The sequence below is a fragment of the Stackebrandtia soli genome, assembly GCF_965137155.1.
GTDB lineage: Bacteria > Actinomycetota > Actinomycetes > Mycobacteriales > Micromonosporaceae > Stackebrandtia > Stackebrandtia soli.
Genome location: NZ_CBCRZX010000006.1, coordinates 77934 through 94286, shown reverse-complemented (window position 1 = coordinate 94286; position 16353 = coordinate 77934). Strand labels below are relative to the sequence as shown.

Sequence of the window (16353 nt, the reverse complement as noted above, 5' to 3'; positions counted from 1 at the left end):
CGATGATTGTCTCAGCGTCGCGCCATCAGCCGATGCGGACGTGCCGACCTTCGACGCGCCAACCGTCGCGGGCCATGCGTCCGACGCATTCGACGAGTTGGGCCCGCTCGGCGACCTTGATCCGTTCGGTGAGTGTGTCCAGGGTGTCGTCGTCGGCCACGGGGACGGCGACCTGCGCGATGATCTGACCGGTGTCGACGCCCTTGTCGCAGAGGAACAGGGTCGCCCCGGTGATCTTCACACCGTATTCGAGGGCGGCGGCGGGGCCGCGCATGCCGGGGAACGACGGCAGGAGCGAGTTGTGGGTGTTGATGTAGGCGGCGTCGAAGCGGTCGAGGAACGCGTCGCCGAGGATCTTGAGGAAACCGGCCGACACGACCAGGTCGGGTTCGAAGGCGGCGGCGGAGTCTCGGACGGCTCTGTCGAACGCATCGCGGGTCTCGAAGTCGGAGACTCTGTGCACGAAGGTCGGGATGTCGGCTCGGCGCGCGCGTTCCAGCCCTTCGATGCCGTCCCGATCGGCGCCGACCGCGACGACGGTCGCGCCGTACGCGGGGTCGGCGCACGCGTCGATGAGGGCTTGGAGGTTCGATCCCGATCCCGAGATCAGGACGACGAGCCTGGCGGTCATGCCCGGCACCGCCCGTCACATCGCGTAATCCACCCGTGAATGATCACGCGCTACCTTAACGCCCCGCCTCATCCAGGACGTCGCGACGTCCGCCTCCGAACAGTCGCACGCTGAAACAGCCGATCAGTCCGAACACGAACGTCACGGCCGCGACGATCGCGGCCGTCAGGAGCGGATCGGGGCCGACTTCCGCCATCCGCACGTTGCCCAGTGGGCCGCTGGCGAGCGCGGTGACGGCGGCGATGAGGACCGTGCTCGTGACGGTCGTGACGAGGACCGCGAAGAACGCGGCTCCGGCGCGCAGGTCGTGGCCGCGCAGGCCGAGTCGGACGCCGTAGACGCTCGCGATGAGGATGGGTAGTCCATACAGGAGAGTTCCAGCGTCACCGAGGGGGCCGTCGGGGATCGCCGCGAACAGCGGGAACACGGGCATCGGCCCGAGTTCGACGCCGATGATCCGCACGCTCGTGTCGACGCCTATCGCGAATCCGGGGCCGAGCAGATACGACGTTCCCCACACGGCGGCGGTCGGTAGGTAGACGAGGGTGAGCAGTCCGACGGCGAGCACGCCTTCGGGATAGGCGGCGAGGGTCGCCGTGACGGCGGTGGACCGGGAGGCGAGCGCGATGCCGGAGAGCAGCGCTCCGGCGGACAGCAGCATGAGCGTGACGAGAAGGCCGGTGTGCATGCCTCGACTCAGCCACGGGGGCATGCTGTTCCACAGGGCGGTTCCGCCGCCGGACGCGCCGAGCGCGCCGAGGCTTCCGGCGACGATGGACATGAGCGCGGCGTTCACCGCGACCCTCCATACCGGAACGTCGAACGGGGTGTGGGCGACGGCGAGGGCCGCGATCGTCGTGATCGCGGTGTAGTTGACGGCCACGGAGATCGTCGCCGCGCGCACGGCGGGGAAGCTGCGACCGGCGATGGCCCGCACGGTGTTGGCTCCGGCCTTCGTGAGCCGCCAGAACACCACGGCGACGAGCAGCAGCGGCGCCAAACCGACGGGTAGGCCCGCGACGGTCACGGGGACGCCGTGCCCGACGATCCACACCGCCCCGGCCGCGCGGACGACGTCGCCCACGCCTCCCGGTCGCCCGGCGATCCACCAGGCCGTGATGACGGCGACCAAGATGGGCAGGAAGACGACCAGACCGTTCCAGCAGCACGTGACGAAGCCGGCTTGGAACACTCCCCGGAGCCGGGGCGGGCGACGGGTCGTGACGGCGACGGTGTCCCGTTGGACGCCGCGGGCTCTCGGCGGCGGCGCCTCCGGGGCGCGACGGCGCGACACGACGACGGTGTCGCGCTGAGTGCCGCGTCCGCCGCCGCTGTGTCGGTCTGTCATCGGGATTCCTCCGTGGATGCCCCGCCCTCAGGCGGGGAGGAACGGACTCCTGCCACCTCGGATGGTCACAGCTGCACGATAGTTGGCGTAGCCGAAGCCACTGTCGTGAAGCGAGTGTTTCGTACGGTTTCCATCCGATCGGGGCATGAACCGTGCGTCGCTCGGTCGTGTGCGGCGAAGGTTCAAGGTCGCCCTGTCACCCAGCGGATGACGGGACAAGCCTTACCCTATGGCGCCTCCGGTTCGTTCGAGTGCGTGGCCGTCACCACCCGATGGGGTGAACTCGTGGACAGCGCGTCGCCGAGGGGGCTCGACGACGACTCCGAAGTGTCCGGACCTGGACGACGGCCGGACGGGCGCGTGCGTGACGACCGGAGCGGTGCTCGGATGTCCTGCGGGTGAGGCTCGGTGCGATGGCCGTCGCCGTCACCACGGGGAGGGTGGGTCGTCAGGCACCGGGTTACTCGCATGCTTCACGGTGGTGACCAGCATGGGCGCATGCCCCGGAAGTACCGGGAATGGGACGCAATGGCCGTATCCGGCGTCCTCTGCCAGATTCGACCGCTTCGCCGCCTCCCGCGACATTCCACATGAGACATAGGCGGGCCGATCAGCCGCAGGATCGACACGCGGCCTCGGTCACCTCGGCCAGTTTGCGGATCACCTTGGCGATCAGTGGGCCCGCCGCACGCTAGCCGTTTGACGTACTCGGACTGGTCCGGAAGGGGAACGGGTGACGCAGGTTCGTGCGGGCGAATCGGATCCAGCATCACCCACCGAAGAATCCTAGAAGGACTTCCATGGTGGTCGGACACAGTGGTTCAACGTCGGCGAGCAGTGGTTGCCGCCCGATCCTGCGGCGTCCGATGATGTGATCGGCGCGGAACACTCAGAGCCGCAGCTGTCACACGTGGACAACGACGCCCTTCGCGACCTCGTCACGTGGTGGTGTGGTCATACCAGGTTCAAGAAGATGTGGGCGTTACCGGCGAGTTCCTTCGTGGCGATCTCGTCGGGGGTGAGGAACAGCATCGCCAGACCCTCGCCTAGGACGACATCGTCCTGGCAGGCGTCAGTGCTGCCGGTGAACACGTGGAATCGGACCCCGACCCCATCGGGACCGGCCCGTTCCACCACCCGGTCGGGCACAAGGACGGCGGTCAACCCGGTCTCCTCGAGCAGTTCGCGGTGGGCGGCGGTCACCGCGTCTTCTCCAGGTTCCAGCTGTCCACCCGGAGGTGTCCACTTACCCGGTTCCACGTGGGCGTCGTGACCGCGATGCTGCATCAACACCCGCCCGCCCCGGTCAGTGAGCACAACGATCGCGACCTCGTGAACGATCTCCATACGACCGATCCTCGACGACGCTTACGACACAAACGCCTTCGAACACGGTCACCACCGACGCGCCCGGACTTCGGACTCATTCATCCGGGCCGCCCCGAGTCGGGGATTGGGCGATGAGCCGACAGATCGGGCGTCTCCCCCTCGCGGCACGGACCGACAAGCCCGAGGGCAGAGCGGTGAGCCGACCGGTTGCGCGAACCGGGAGCCGCGCGCTTCCTCCCACCTGACGGGGCCGGGCGTCGGGTCGCGATCCGGCGGGGATCGGGGATCGAGCCGACCTGGGGTCGAATGCGACGGGGAGTCGCGGTGGCGTCGAACGCCACCCACAACAGACTGTCTACAGTGACTTGACGACGTCGCGCATGAGACGCGCGGTCTCCGACGGCGTCTTGCCGACCCGCACACCGGCCGCTTCGAGCGCGGCAGCCTTGGCGTCGGCGGTACCGGCCGAGCCGGAGATGATGGCGCCCGCGTGGCCCATCGTCTTGCCCGGAGGCGCGGTGAAGCCCGCGATGTAACCGACGACCGGCTTGGTGACGTTGGCCTTGATGAAGTCCGCGGCGCGTTCCTCGGCGTCGCCGCCGATCTCGCCGATCATGACGATCGCCTCGGTCTCGTCGTCGGCCTCGAAGGCCTCCAGGCAGTCGATGTGGGTCGTGCCGATGACGGGGTCGCCACCGATGCCGACGCACGTCGAGAAGCCGATGTCACGCAGCTCGTACATGAGCTGGTACGTCAGGGTTCCCGACTTCGACACGAGACCGATCTTGCCCGGCCCCGTGATGTCGGCCGGGATGATGCCCGCGTTGGACTTGCCGGGGCTGGCGACGCCCGGGCAGTTCGGCCCGACGATGCGGGTCTTGTTGCCCTTGGCGACCGCGTGCGACCACGCCACGACCGAGTCGTGCACCGGCACGCCCTCGGTGATGACGACGGCCAGCCCGATCTCGGCCTCGACGGCCTCGATGACGGCGTCCTTGGTGAACTTCGGCGGAACGAAGACGACGGTCGTGTCCGCGCCGGTCTCGGCCATCGCCTCGGCGACGGTCGCGAACACGGGGAGGGCGTTTCCGTCGAAGTCGGCCTTCGTGCCGGCCTTGCGCGGGTTGACGCCACCGACCACGTTGGAGCCGGCCGCGAGCATGCGTCGGGTGTGCTTGGTGCCTTCGGCGCCGGTCATCCCCTGAACGATGATCTTGCTGTTCTCATTGAGGAAGATAGCCATCTTTATGCCCCCTGCGCGGCGAGTTCGGCAGCCTTGTCGGCCGCGCCGTCCATGGTGTCGACGCGGGTCACCAGCGGGTGGTTCGCGTCGTCGAGAATCGAACGCCCGAGCTCGGCGTTGTTGCCGTCGAGGCGGACCACGAGTGGCTTGGTGACGTCCTCGCCGCGCTGCTTCATCAGGTCGAGCGCGCCGACGATGCCCTTGGCGACCTCGTCGCACGCGGTGATTCCACCGAAGACGTTGACGAAGACACTGCGGACGGACGGGTCGCTCAGAACGACCTCGAGCCCCGACGCCATGACGGCGGCGGAAGCGCCACCACCGATGTCGAGGAAGTTCGCGGGCTTCACGTTGCCGTGCTTCTCACCCGCGTACGCGACGACGTCGAGCGTCGACATGACGAGGCCGGCGCCGTTGCCGATGATTCCGACCTCACCGTCGAGCTTGACGTAGTTGAGGTCCGCCTCCTTCGCGCGCTGCTCGAGCGGGTCGATCGTGGAGGCGTCCTCCAGTTCGGCGTGGTCGGGGTGCCGGAACCCGGCGTTGTCATCGAGAGTGACCTTCGCGTCGAGCGCGAGCGCCTTGCCCTCGGGAGTGCGAACGAGGGGGTTGACCTCGACCAGGGTCGCGTCCTCGGAGACGAAGGTCTCCCACAGCTTGACGATCATGTCGGTCAGCTGGTCGGCGAGGTCGGCCGGGAAGCCCGCCTTCTCGACGATCTCGGCGGCGACGGACGCGTCGACACCGGTCAGCGCGTTGATCGGGAGTTTGAGGACCTTCTCCGGGTTCTCCTCGGCGACCTGCTCGATCTCGACGCCGCCCTCGGTGGACGCGATGCACAGGAACGTGCGGTTGGCGCGGTCCAGCAGGAAGGAGAAGTAGTACTCGGTATCGATGTCGGCGGTGACCGTCAGCATGATCTTGCCGACGGTGTGGCCCTTGATGTCCATGCCGAGGATGTTGGAGGCGTGTTCGCGTGCCTCTGCGACGTTGTCGGCGAGCTTTACGCCACCGGCCTTGCCTCGACCACCGACTTTCACCTGTGCCTTGACGACCACGCGCCCGGCGAGCTTCTCGGCGAGGTCTACCGCCTCGTCGACGGTGGTGGCCACACCGCCGTCCAGCACCGGCACGCCGTGCCGGGCGAACAAGGCGCGCCCCTGGTATTCATACAGGTCCACTGTTAGTAGTCCACTCTTCGAAATGTCAACGTTGACGGGGTCCACGAGGCCGCGGATACACGGCCCTTGACGCGCGGACAACCCATCATCGCAGCGTATAGAGGCCGAACAGCGACGTGTCGGCCTGGGTGCGTTGGGTGGCCTTTTTCACTGCCGTCGATGTGTTCCCTCCCTTCGGCTTCGCTCGGCAGGGCGTGCCGACCACCACGTTCACCATGCGCGGGACCGTCCGGCACGGCGTGACCGTCCCGTCGGGCGGTTCGGGGAAGCGGGCCGTGAGCGGTGTCGTCGACGCGCGAGCGGTGAACCCGCGACGGCGCGGACGCCCTCGAAGCCGAACGATCAGCCGACGTGGTTTCGCGTCGACGTCGTCTCCGGGCGGCGTCGAACACTCCACAGTGCAGGTGTCACCCCTGTGACCCGTGGTGCTGGTGTGCGGCCCGTATCGTGGGGCCGTGTCGAACCAGGCGAACGCGAAGACGCCCCACCCGCGCGGCCACGTTCGCGCGATCCTTGCCCGGAAGGATTTTCGCGCGCTCCTCGGCACCAGGGCCGCCAGCCAGATCGCGGACGGGTTCTTCCAGGGCGGGCTCGCGGTCAGCGTGTTCTTCAACCCGACGTCGAAGATCGAGCCGTTCGCGTACGCCATCGCCTTCGCGATGCTGATCGCCCCGTACTCGGTCCTGGGACCGTACGTCGGTGTCTTCCTCGACCGCTGGAGCCGCCGCAACATCCTGGCCGTGTCGAACCTGTTGCGAGCCCTGCTGGTGGTCCCGACGGCGCTCGTCATCTTCTGGGGCGGACCGGAGATCGTCTTCGGCTCCTTCGCGCTCCTCGTCATCACGATCAACCGTTTCGTCCTCGCGGGTCTGTCCGCGTCACAGCCGCACGTGGTCGAACGCGAGCATCTCGTCACCGCCAACGCCTTCGCCACGACGCTCGGCACGATCTGTTTCGGAGCGGGGCTCGGGGGCTCCTACGTGGTGACCCGGCTCGCCGAGGGCGAGTACGCCTACGCGCTCGCGTCCGGTCTCGCGGCGCCGTTGTACGCGCTGTCGGCGCTGATCGCATGGCGGGCGTTCCGTCCGATGTATCTGGGGCCGGACGAGTTCGAGCGGCACACCGGCCGTGTCGTCGAGGCGATCGTCGAGACGACGAAGGGCATGGTCGCGGGTTTCGCGCACCTGTGGCAACGCCGGGGCGCGGCGTACTCGATGACCGTCCAAGCGGCGCACCGCGCCCTGTACGGGGTGCTCACGGTCGTCACCCTCGCGGTCCTGCGCGGCCACTTCCACGATCCATCCATTGAGGATTTCGCGGACACCCTCGGATGGCTGGCCGGGATCGCCGCGGCGGGCCAGGTCGGTTCGTTCCTGTCCGCGCTCATCACGCCGCGGATCACGCGCTGGTGGGGGCCGGGTCGGTGGGTGACGGCGCTGATGCTGCTCGTCGGCGTCACGATCGCCGGGGTCGCGTTCGCGATGTGGGAACCGGCCTTCGTCGCGGCGACACTGCTGATCAACATCGCGTCCCAGGGCACGAAGATCGTCGTCGACACCTCGCTGCAGACCACTGTGGCCGACGAGTACCGGGGCCGCCTGTTCAGCCTCAACGACACGGTCTTCAACCTGAGCTTCGTCATCGGCATGTTCGCGGGAGCGTCACTTCTGCCGTCCGACGGTTACGCGCCCGACATCCTGTTCGGCGTCGTCGTCGGCTACATGATCGTCACCGTCTGGTATGGATTGATCTCGACGCGCCACCGGCCGTACTGACGACGGGGCGTCGCTCTGCGCTTCCGACCCGGTTCACCGGGTAATGTTCCGGCGCACGCGATTCGGGCCACCGCCCAAGCACCGACTCTCAGCGTTCGACCAGCGCGCACCGAATACCATCGACCGTCATGGACGGCAAGGACAGCACGCCCCCCACCACCGAGCCGGTTCCCGACACCGGGGCGGACGACACCGCCGCCCGGACGGACCCGACCCCGGCCGCCCCCACCGACACGACCGACCCGGACGTCACCGCCACGGCGACGGACGCCCCGGGCGATGACGCGGCCGTCGAAACGCCGACGGACGAAACCACCGACGCCTCGGACACGACCGAGGAGGCCGAGGCGACCGACACGACGAAGGCCGCCGAGGACAAGATGGACGCGTCCGCCGCGTCTCGGGCCTCGACCGAGCCGGGCGACCCGTTCGGCGACTCCACCCCACCCTGGCTGCGTCAGGGTTCGGCGCGCCGCAGCGCGATCGGCCTCGGCTTGACCATCGCGCTGGTCGCGGTCGTCGCCGTCGTCGGTTGGGCCCTGTTCCGGAGCCCCGAATCGACCGCGGACCCGGACTCGACGCAGGACGGCGGCGGCTGCGACGTCGTCGAATCGGCCGACAGCGGGCTGCTCATCGCCCCGCCGACGCTCGGCGACGCCCCGCCTCGGCAGACGGCGACGATCACCACGAACTACGGAGAGATCACCGTCCTCCTGTTCGGCGACGTCGTCCCCTGTGGTGTTTCGGGATTCAATTACCTGGCGCAGCAAGGCTTCTACGCGAACTCGCCGTGCTATCGGCTCACCACGCAGCAGCAGGCGCCGACCGTGACCCTGCGCTGCGGCGATCCGACCGGGACCGGCAGCGGCGGCCCCGGCTACCGCTTCCGCGCGGAGCAGAAGTTCTCCGGCGAACCGACCTTCGACGCCTTGGCGCTGATCAACGACGGAAGCGGGCGCGCGGGAAGCACCTTCGCGTTCCTGCGAGGACAGTCCGTCCCGACGGCCTCTGTATCGGTGATCGGCCAGGTCATCGACGGTTTCGAGGTGCTGGACCAGATCGGCGGCAGCGCGGGGCTCGACCCGTACGACGGTTCGCCGCCGCAGCAGGTCGTGATCACCTCGGTGACCATCACCGACGGCACCGTGACCCTCCCCCCGACGAGTCTCCCGAGCGGTACGCCCACCGGCACCCCGTCACAGACTCCTTCGGGCGAGGCTCCGACGACGCCGACCATCCCCGGTCTGCCGACGACGAAGAGCCCGGACCCCGGAACCACGGAGGGCGGCCCGGGCCGGGAACTGCCGGGGCTTCCCGGCAGCGCCAGCTGACCCGAGCACGACCCGAGACCGGCGCGCGAATGTGCGCCGGTCTCTTCGTGTTTGTACTCGCATTCGTTGCGCAGTCGTTACGCCGACGTCGCCGCGAGACCACCGAGTAGTGGCGGGCCGGGCGTATGCTCGCCAGCGGTTGGCATCCCCTGGCTTGTTCGCCCCCGTTTGCCAAGGTCATCGGCGTCTCAACGCGCCCGCTCGAAGAAAGAAATATCCATGTTGGACGAAAGTACTTTCAATCTCATCCTCGCCTACTACGGCGGAAGCGGGATCCTGACGGTGATCCTGGCGTTCATCGGCGGCCGCGCCGGCCTCGGAATGCGGATCGCGATGGGCGTCCTCGGCGGGCTCCTGGCCGGGTACGCCGCCTACGTCTACTTCGAAGGGGTCACGACCGTCTTCTTCGGCGGCAAGCTCATGTTCCTGCCCATCATCCTCGTGATCGCCATGGTCGCCGGAATGATCAAGGGCCCCGGCAAGGGCTCCGACACGCCGACTCCTCCTCCGGGCGCCCCGGCCGGGCCGAGCGGCTTCCCGCAGATGGGCCAGCCCCAGCAGCCCGGTGGATACGCGCCTCAGCAGGGCGGTTACCCGCCGGCTCACCAGCAGCCCGGAGGATTCCCCCAGGCCGGCCAGCAGGGTCACCCGCAGCAGCCGGGCGGGTACCAGCCCCCTCAGCAGGGCGGCTACCCCCAGCAGCCGCAGGGACGCTAGGGCCCCGGTCGCGGTCGAGGGTCTCGAACCGGGCTTACGGTTCGGCGGCCCACGCGGCGCCTCCCGGGCGGGCCGCAAGACGCGACCAGCGACGAACGCGGCCTCCGCCGTGCCGAACGAACGAAACAGAACGGGCGACCGAGTGATACTCGGTCGCCCGTTCTCGTCACTGCCCGAACGGCGGGTACTGCTGGCGCTGGTCGCGGGGCGGTTCGTGCTGTGCCGGGGGAATCCAGTCCCGGTCGTAGCCGCCCAGAGGCTGCACGTCGGGGCCGGTCGGGGCGAACGGCGTCGCCTGCTGTTGCTGCGGCGGCGCGAAGTACTCGTCGACGGACCGTCCGAAAAGGCATAGCAGGGCGACGACACCGGCGACGGCGATCACGAACGCCACCACCGCGTAGAACCAGGTGAACCCGGCCGAGGCCGTGCCCGACGGCGGCATCGCCGACAGGCCGAAGAAACCGCAGGACACCGCGTACACGCCTCCGGCGACGCGGCCGCCCAGTGGAGCCCACCGCCGTCCACGGAGCAGGCCGACGACGATGGTCGCCGTCGCGGATCCCACCAGCACGCTGACGACCACCATGACCCAGGTCGCGATCTGTTCGGACAGCACGACCGCGTCCGGGCTCTTGATGACGGCGGTGCCGTACAACGCCGCCGCGAGCAGGTGGAAAGCCGCGGCGGCCCCCAGCGCGACGGCGGCTGCCAGCACGCGTTGTGGGCGTTTACGCTCGGCGATGAAGACGGATATGGGGGCCGTGTCCGGCCATGCGTTGTCGTCGTACATTCAGATATTTTCCTATTTCCCTCGACCGCTGTCACGGGCGGAGTGCGGCCCGTCCCCACTCGACGTTACGGCCGACTCGTCACGGGGTTGCCGCGACGTCGATACCGATTCCGCAACCGTTCCGTTATTCTCGCGGCGCACAGTAGAGGAGGTCCCGTCATCCGAAGATCGCGTGAGGCGCGGGTCAGGACGTCACTCGGCAGGCGAGAAGTCCGGCGTATCGGTGTCGTACGCAGGTGTTTCGCCGACGCGAACGATGGCGTTCCGGCGCCGCCGCAGGCGACCCGCCATGACGGGACGGCCCCTCACAGGGGCGACGGCGGCCCGCCACGCGGACGACACACTTCCGGTCCGGCATCGACGAGCCCATCGTCTGGCAATGTTGATCCATTCGCGGCACAGGCAGGAGCGATGTGATGGCACAGCGATTCAACGGTTTCGCCGCCCTCGGCGACAGCTTCACCGAAGGCATGAACGATCACTACGTCGACGGGAGCCTGCGGGGCTGGGCCGATCTCGTCGCCGCGCAGCTCGCGAAGTCCTATTCGGGCCTGACATACGCGAACCTCGCCGTCCGGGGACGCCTCTTCGACCAGGTCGTCGACGAACAGGTGCCCGCCGCCCTTCGGTTGCGGCCCGACCTGGTCAGCTTCGTCGCCGGCGGGAACGACGCACTGCGCTCCGGCTTCAACCCCGCGAAACTCGGGACACGGCTCCACGAGGTCGTCCGGGTCCTGACCGCGTCCGACGCAAAGGTGATTCTCTTCACATTCTCGGCCGGCGCGCGGGTCCCCGGTCAACGCATGCTGCAATCGCGACTCGCGGGCGTCAACGAGGCCGTGCGCCGGGTCGCCAAGCGGCACCGGGCCTCCCTCGTCGACCTGTGGTCGGACGAGGCCTTCGCCGACGAACGCCTGTGGAGCGTCGACCGCCTGCACATGTCGGAGCTGGGACACAAGCGCGTCGCCGGCAAGGTGTGCGCCGCCCTCGACATCGACCCCGACCCGGACTGGAAGGTCGATCTCGCGCCGGTCACCCGCAAGAGTTGGGTGCGTCGACGCGGGGACGACCTCACTTGGACGCGGCATCACCTCGCGCCGTGGGTGAAGCGCAGGATCAAGGGAACCTCGAGCGGCGACACGATCACCGCGAAACGTCCATTGTTGACCCCCGTCGACCTGAAGGAGGATTGATGGTCTTCAAAGTAATGATCTTCATGGTGCTGCTCCTGGTAGCGGCCTGGATGTTCGGGCTGATGGTCCAGAAGAAGCGGCGCCGATGACGAACGGCGCGGACGCGGCGAGACGGTTTCCCGGCATCCGTCCCGCGCCGCGAAAGCCGAAAAGGACAGACCGTTTCCCGTGCCGCCTTGCTTTCGCCGCCCCGGAAGCGGCATTATCTACTGTCGTGGGACTGCTTCAGAAACTTCTGGGACGCCGCCTCGACGACGACGGGGACACCGGCTCGACCCGTTCTGGCCCGGCCTCACCCGACACCGAGCCCGAATCATCCACACAGGATGAGACCCCGGTGGACGAGGCCGAACCGACTCCGGCCGCGCCGTCGTCCCCGGTGCTCGGTGACGCCGCGCCCCTGCCAGACGAACCCCTTCCTCGCCCCGCCGTCCGAGTCAGCGCCCCGCTGCACGAATGGCCGGGCTACCCGAAGGACGACGAACCGGCGACCGCGACCGACCCACCCGAGCTCGTCGATCCACCCGCCGCCGAGGAAGCGGTGTCCACCCCCGTGGACGCCCCGTCCGAGCCGACGGCACCCGCTCCACCCGCCGCCGAACCGGCGGCCCACGTCACCGACCACCCGTCGCCCAAGGAATCCGCCGCCATCGAGCGCCCCACCGAGGCCGACGCCGCCGCGCTCCGGCGTCCCGCCCTCGACGACTACTTCGTGCCCGAGCGACCGCGACGTCAGCTCCTCGACCTCGATCCGCCGACGCCGCCCCCCGACGAGAAGAAGCCGTCCTCGACAGCGCTCCCGATGGACGTGTCCGGGTCGCCCCGCGCCGCGCTCCGCGCCGCCGGGGTCGCCGTCCCACCGATGCAACAAATCGTGCGGCGCGGCGACGTTCGGCTGTGGGCGTTCGGCGTCCGCGCGAGCGAGGCGCTCGGCTGGTGGCTACAGATCCGACAGGTCCACGACAAGACCGGTTGGCTCCCCGTACTGCTCGGTTCGCCGGACGACTGGCTCGACAACGGCGAAGGCGTCCTCCACGAGGGTGAGGACGAGCTCAGCCGCCTCTCCGAAGTCAGTGTGTCGCAACTGTTCGAGGACAAGGCCGCCGAAGCGGGCGAACCGCCGCGCGGGGTGCCGATCCTCCAACGACGCGGTGACTCCGATTTCGCCGTCCCCAAGACGGACGGCCTGCTGGGCCTGATCGAGGCGGACTACGGCTGGCAGATCCCGGCGCTCCTGCCGTGGAAGGGTTCGACGAACTGGGAACTGTACGGCGCCGAGCACGCGAGCGTCCTGCGGCACTGGCACGAACTGCACGAGGTCGAACTCGTGTCGATGACGTGGGACATTCTGGAGCTATACGTGCCGAGCCCGCCGACCGAGGACGAGGACGTCCTCCAAGTGGCGCAGGAGGTCTACGCGTACTGCCCCGATCTCATGGCCGCCGGAGTACCCACATTGGACGATCTCGCGTTGCACATGGTCCGCTCCCGTGCCTGGTACTTCCGCTGGGCCTGACGAACCGGAACGCGAACACCCGTTCCGGTCGGACCGGCGTCGGGCGTCGGCGCGGATCACGTTCGGCCGTCGGTTCACGGTGGCGGTGGCGCTCCTCGCCTCCGCGGCGGCCGTCGCCTGGACACTGTGGAGGCCGCTCGACGCGGCGGTGACCCGGCTCGACACGCTGTGGCTCGCCCTCACCGTCCTCACCGGGACCGGAGCCCTCGTCGCGCTGCTCGTGGCCCGGCACGCGGGCCGCGACGATCCCCTCGACCGTTTCGAGAGGGCCGCCGCCCAGATCGCGTCGACCGCGCCCATGGAGCGCCTCGCCGGAGTGTGCGCGATGGCGGCGCTCGCCGACGAGTGGCACGCGGGCCGGCAGCTCTGCGTCGACGTCCTATGCGGCCACCTGCGAATGCCGTACGAGCCCGGCGACGAGGACGGCCCTCGGACCACCCGGACGGGTTCCGAGAAAGAAGTTCGTCGCACCGTCCTCGACATCATCGGGCGACGGTTGCGCGTCGATCCCGTTCCCGGCAGGACCTGGCACGAGCATCGCTTCGACTTCAGCGGCGCGGTCCTCGACGCCGGTGACCTCTCGGGGGCGCGCTTCGTGTCCGGGACCTTCGACTTCGCCCGCGTGACGTTCACCGGCTTCGTCCGCTTCGACCGCTCCGAGTTCCTCGGTGGAGCGGTGTCGTTCGCGGACACGACGTTCAGGGACGGCGTCGTCACCTTCAACCAGGCTCGGTTCCACATCCCGGTGCCGTTCACCTGGGCCGACTTCATCGGGTCGACCGTCTACTTCGATGACACCGAGTTCGTCGACGGGACGATGACGTTCCTCGGCACCGAGTTCTCGGGCGGGTCGATCTCGTTCACGCGGGCGAGGTTCCCCGCCGGGTCCGTCGCGTTCCCGTCGACGGAGTTCACCGGGGCAGCGGTCTCGTTCGACGAGGCTCGCGTCGACGGCGGGTCCATCTCGTTCGAGCACTCGCGGTTCGCCGGTGGCGTGGTGTCGTTCGAACGGTCGGCGTTCGCCGGCGGCCCCGTCTCCTTTCGTGGCACGACCTTCGAGGACGGCACCGTCTCGTTTCGCGGGGCGACCTTCACCGACGCGTGGATCGCTCTCGACATGGTCGAGTTCACGGGCGGGACGGTGGACGCGCGAACCGCGGGGGCCGGTGGGGACGGCGACGTGGTTCGGCTCGCACTCGCCTATCCGGAGGACGACGGCGGCCTGACGAGACTGCACCTGCCGGGAACGCCCGACGACCGACGCGACGATTGACGGCGCCGGGCTCGCCGTGGGGAGGCCACGACGAACCCGGCGGGGGCAGGATCAAACGGATCGGCGTCGAGACGGGACGGACCTCCGTCTCGGCGTCGAGTCAGTCGAAGGCGATCCAGGTGCCCTCGGGGTCGCCTTCGAGCGATCCGGCCATCAGCCCCTCGGCGCTCATCGTCCACAGTGTGTCTCCGATGACGAGCGCGCGCTGTACTCCGGCCCACTCGTCGCCGGGGTGGCGGATCGGTTCGAGCTCGGTCAGGTCGTCACCGTCGACCCGAATCCGCAGCGCGTACGGGCTGCCCGCGTAGTCGCTCACCGGGATGACGAGCATGCCCTCCCAGTACAGGAACGCGTGCGGGTTCCACTCGACGTCGGCCCAGGTGCCGGGCTCGGTGTGGGTGGCGTCCCGGGACGGTTTGGCGGGGTTGGAGACGTCGAACAGCGACACCTGGGTGCCGGACGTCTCGCCGCGTTCGTTCGCCTCCTGGCCGACGCCGACGAGTCGTCCGTCGTCGATGGGGTGCAGGTAGGCGGAGTAACCGGGGATCTTCAGTTCACCGAGCATCGTCGGGGAGGTCGGGTCGGACAGGTCGAGCACGTAGAGCGGGTCCGTCTCGCGGAAGGTCACGACGTAGGCGGTCTCGGCGACGTATCGAACGGCGTAGATCCGTTCGGTCAGGCCCAGCCCTTCGATCCGGCCGGTCTCCGTCATCGCGTCGTCGTCGATCCGCAGCACGTACAGCGAACTCGACGACGGTGCGGCCTCCTCGGTCTCGCCCTCGAACTGACCGTTCGGGTCGTCGACGGTCGTCGCGACCCGCAGGTGTCCATCCCATTCGGACAGTGAGTACCGGTTGAGCAGGTAGCCGGGCACGGTCGTGTCGGAGTGGTAGGTCATCGTCATCCCGGCGACCGCGAAACGGTAGATCTCCGTCTCTGGTTCGGACGGTCGTTCGTAGCCGCGCAGCAGCGGGACCATCATCGATCGGTCGTTGGCGACGTACAGGGCGTCGGCGGTGCCGTAGACGGTGTCGCCGTCCGCCGCCAGCGTCAGCGGCCCCCCGTCGTCGAGGCCCTCCTCCAGGTCGAAGGACAGGATCGTCAGCATGGACGATCCACTGTAATCAGTCGGGCGGGCGAGCGAGCGGCAGCCGACCTCGTGCTCTTCGCCGTTGAGTCGGTACGACGGGAGCCACGCCGAGACGTCCGATTCGGCGATGACCTTCTGGTTGGCCTCGATCGCGGCGGCCTCGCCCTTGTCGGTGTGGTCCTCGAGAGGGGCGAACTCGATGTCGGGAATGGACTTCAGGACGAGCCGGACGACACCGCCGTCCGCCCGCGAGTCGAGGTGGTAACCCTCCATCGCGTACTCGTCCACGACTTCGGGCTCACCCGAGATGTCGACGAGGGTCAGCACCGTCTCCCCCTTCGGAGCGACATCCCAGTCGATCGTGGCGACGGCCTCGTGGCGGATGACGAGGACCCGGTCCCCGTGCCACAGCATCGACGCCTCCGAGTCCCACGTGTCGGCGTCCCCGAGGGTCAGACTCCCGGTGACGGTCTCGTCGTCGGCGTCGACGACGTGCAACTTGCCGCCCGCCAGCGCGACGATCCGTTCGCCGTCGGTCTTCACGATGTCCGGCTCGTCGATACCGCGTTCCTGGACGTTCGTCCCGGAGTACTCCCCTTCCTTCGTCACCGCCGGTGCACTCTGCCGCCCCGGCGCGGACTCGGCCATCGCCGTGTCCTCCATGACGGACAGCTCGACACCGAGACCGTACGGCCCGACGTGCGCCGCGGCTTTCGCCCGCAACTCGTCGGCGGCCTGTTCACACGAGTCGAACGACACGAGCGCCGCGTTGAGACGCGGCGTGCGTCCGCTGACATCCTCGTCAGGGGCCGACTGGCAGGCGGTCATGCCGGTGATCATCATGGCGGCCGCACCGAGGGCGGCGCCGGTTCGCCACGGGCGGCGAACGGGGGTGTTGAGGCGTGTCATGCCCGTCAGACGCCGGTGGGGCCGATC

General features: G+C 68.8%; 14 protein-coding genes and 1 pseudogene. 7 read left to right on the top strand and 8 right to left on the bottom strand.

Annotation, left to right across the window (positions count from 1 at the left end; translation table 11 throughout):
* Window positions 1–25: 25 nt before the first annotated feature.
* The 6 genes and pseudogenes from purN to sucC all read right to left on the bottom strand — a co-directional run bounded on the left by purN (window position 26) and on the right by sucC (window position 5732).
* On the bottom strand, window positions 26–631 hold the full coding sequence (gene purN, locus ACM9NP_RS05925) for a phosphoribosylglycinamide formyltransferase (protein ID WP_415645572.1): 606 nt from the start codon (window positions 629–631) through the stop codon (window positions 26–28).
* 55 nt (window positions 632–686) lie between these two features.
* A complete protein-coding gene (locus ACM9NP_RS05920) occupies window positions 687–1979 on the bottom strand; it encodes a cell division protein PerM (protein WP_415645571.1) in 1293 nt (430 codons plus the stop codon).
* A gap of 419 nt (window positions 1980–2398) precedes the next feature.
* Window positions 2399–2868 (bottom strand): annotated as a pseudogene (locus ACM9NP_RS23970) (IS982 family transposase); the annotation flags it as partial.
* A gap of 65 nt (window positions 2869–2933) precedes the next feature.
* Window positions 2934–3326 carry an NUDIX domain-containing protein gene (locus tag ACM9NP_RS05915; RefSeq protein ID WP_415645570.1) on the bottom strand — a complete coding sequence of 131 codons (393 nt, stop codon included), beginning with the start codon at window positions 3324–3326 and terminating at the stop codon, window positions 2934–2936.
* Window positions 3327–3663: 337 nt separating this feature from the next.
* Entirely contained in the window at window positions 3664–4551 is an 888-nt protein-coding gene (gene sucD / locus ACM9NP_RS05910) for a succinate--CoA ligase subunit alpha (protein WP_415645569.1), read from the bottom strand.
* A 2-nt stretch (window positions 4552–4553) separates the two neighbouring features.
* On the bottom strand, window positions 4554–5732 hold the full coding sequence (gene sucC, locus ACM9NP_RS05905; protein WP_415645568.1) for an ADP-forming succinate--CoA ligase subunit beta: 1179 nt from the start codon (window positions 5730–5732) through the stop codon (window positions 4554–4556).
* A 137-nt stretch (window positions 5733–5869) separates the two neighbouring features.
* Between sucC and ACM9NP_RS05900 the strand changes: the two genes are divergently transcribed.
* From ACM9NP_RS05900 to ACM9NP_RS05885, 4 genes are all read left to right on the top strand, one after another.
* The gene (locus ACM9NP_RS05900) at window positions 5870–6151 is read left to right on the top strand and encodes a hypothetical protein (RefSeq protein ID WP_415645567.1); all 282 of its coding nucleotides are present in this window, start codon (window positions 5870–5872) and stop codon (window positions 6149–6151) included.
* A 36-nt stretch (window positions 6152–6187) separates the two neighbouring features.
* Window positions 6188–7507 carry an MFS transporter gene (locus tag ACM9NP_RS05895; RefSeq protein WP_415645566.1) on the top strand — a complete coding sequence of 440 codons (1320 nt, stop codon included), beginning with the start codon at window positions 6188–6190 and terminating at the stop codon, window positions 7505–7507.
* Window positions 7508–7635: 128 nt separating this feature from the next.
* Window positions 7636–8838, top strand: coding sequence for a peptidylprolyl isomerase (locus ACM9NP_RS05890; RefSeq protein WP_415645565.1), 1203 nt, complete (start codon window positions 7636–7638; stop codon window positions 8836–8838).
* A 219-nt stretch (window positions 8839–9057) separates the two neighbouring features.
* Entirely contained in the window at window positions 9058–9555 is a 498-nt protein-coding gene (locus ACM9NP_RS05885; RefSeq protein WP_415645564.1) for a hypothetical protein, read from the top strand.
* Between the two features lie 166 nt (window positions 9556–9721).
* Here the strand turns inward: ACM9NP_RS05885 and ACM9NP_RS05880 are convergent, their stop codons facing one another.
* The gene (locus ACM9NP_RS05880; RefSeq protein ID WP_415645563.1) at window positions 9722–10345 is read right to left on the bottom strand and encodes a hypothetical protein; all 624 of its coding nucleotides are present in this window, start codon (window positions 10343–10345) and stop codon (window positions 9722–9724) included.
* A 416-nt stretch (window positions 10346–10761) separates the two neighbouring features.
* On the opposite strand from ACM9NP_RS05880, the gene ACM9NP_RS05875 reads away from it, so the two are divergent.
* The 3 genes from ACM9NP_RS05875 (at window position 10762) to ACM9NP_RS05865 (ending at window position 14327) form a co-directional block, all read left to right on the top strand.
* The gene (locus ACM9NP_RS05875) at window positions 10762–11538 is read left to right on the top strand and encodes an SGNH/GDSL hydrolase family protein (protein ID WP_415645562.1); all 777 of its coding nucleotides are present in this window, start codon (window positions 10762–10764) and stop codon (window positions 11536–11538) included.
* 214 nt (window positions 11539–11752) lie between these two features.
* Window positions 11753–13054, top strand: coding sequence for a DUF4253 domain-containing protein (locus tag ACM9NP_RS05870; RefSeq protein ID WP_415645561.1), 1302 nt, complete (start codon window positions 11753–11755; stop codon window positions 13052–13054).
* Window positions 13029–14327, top strand: coding sequence for a hypothetical protein (locus tag ACM9NP_RS05865; RefSeq protein ID WP_415645560.1), 1299 nt, complete (start codon window positions 13029–13031; stop codon window positions 14325–14327). Before ACM9NP_RS05870 ends, ACM9NP_RS05865 begins: the two co-directional genes overlap by 26 nt.
* A gap of 100 nt (window positions 14328–14427) precedes the next feature.
* Here the strand turns inward: ACM9NP_RS05865 and ACM9NP_RS05860 are convergent, their stop codons facing one another.
* The gene (locus tag ACM9NP_RS05860) at window positions 14428–16326 is read right to left on the bottom strand and encodes a beta-propeller domain-containing protein (protein ID WP_415645559.1); all 1899 of its coding nucleotides are present in this window, start codon (window positions 16324–16326) and stop codon (window positions 14428–14430) included.
* Window positions 16327–16353 lie beyond the last annotated feature (27 nt).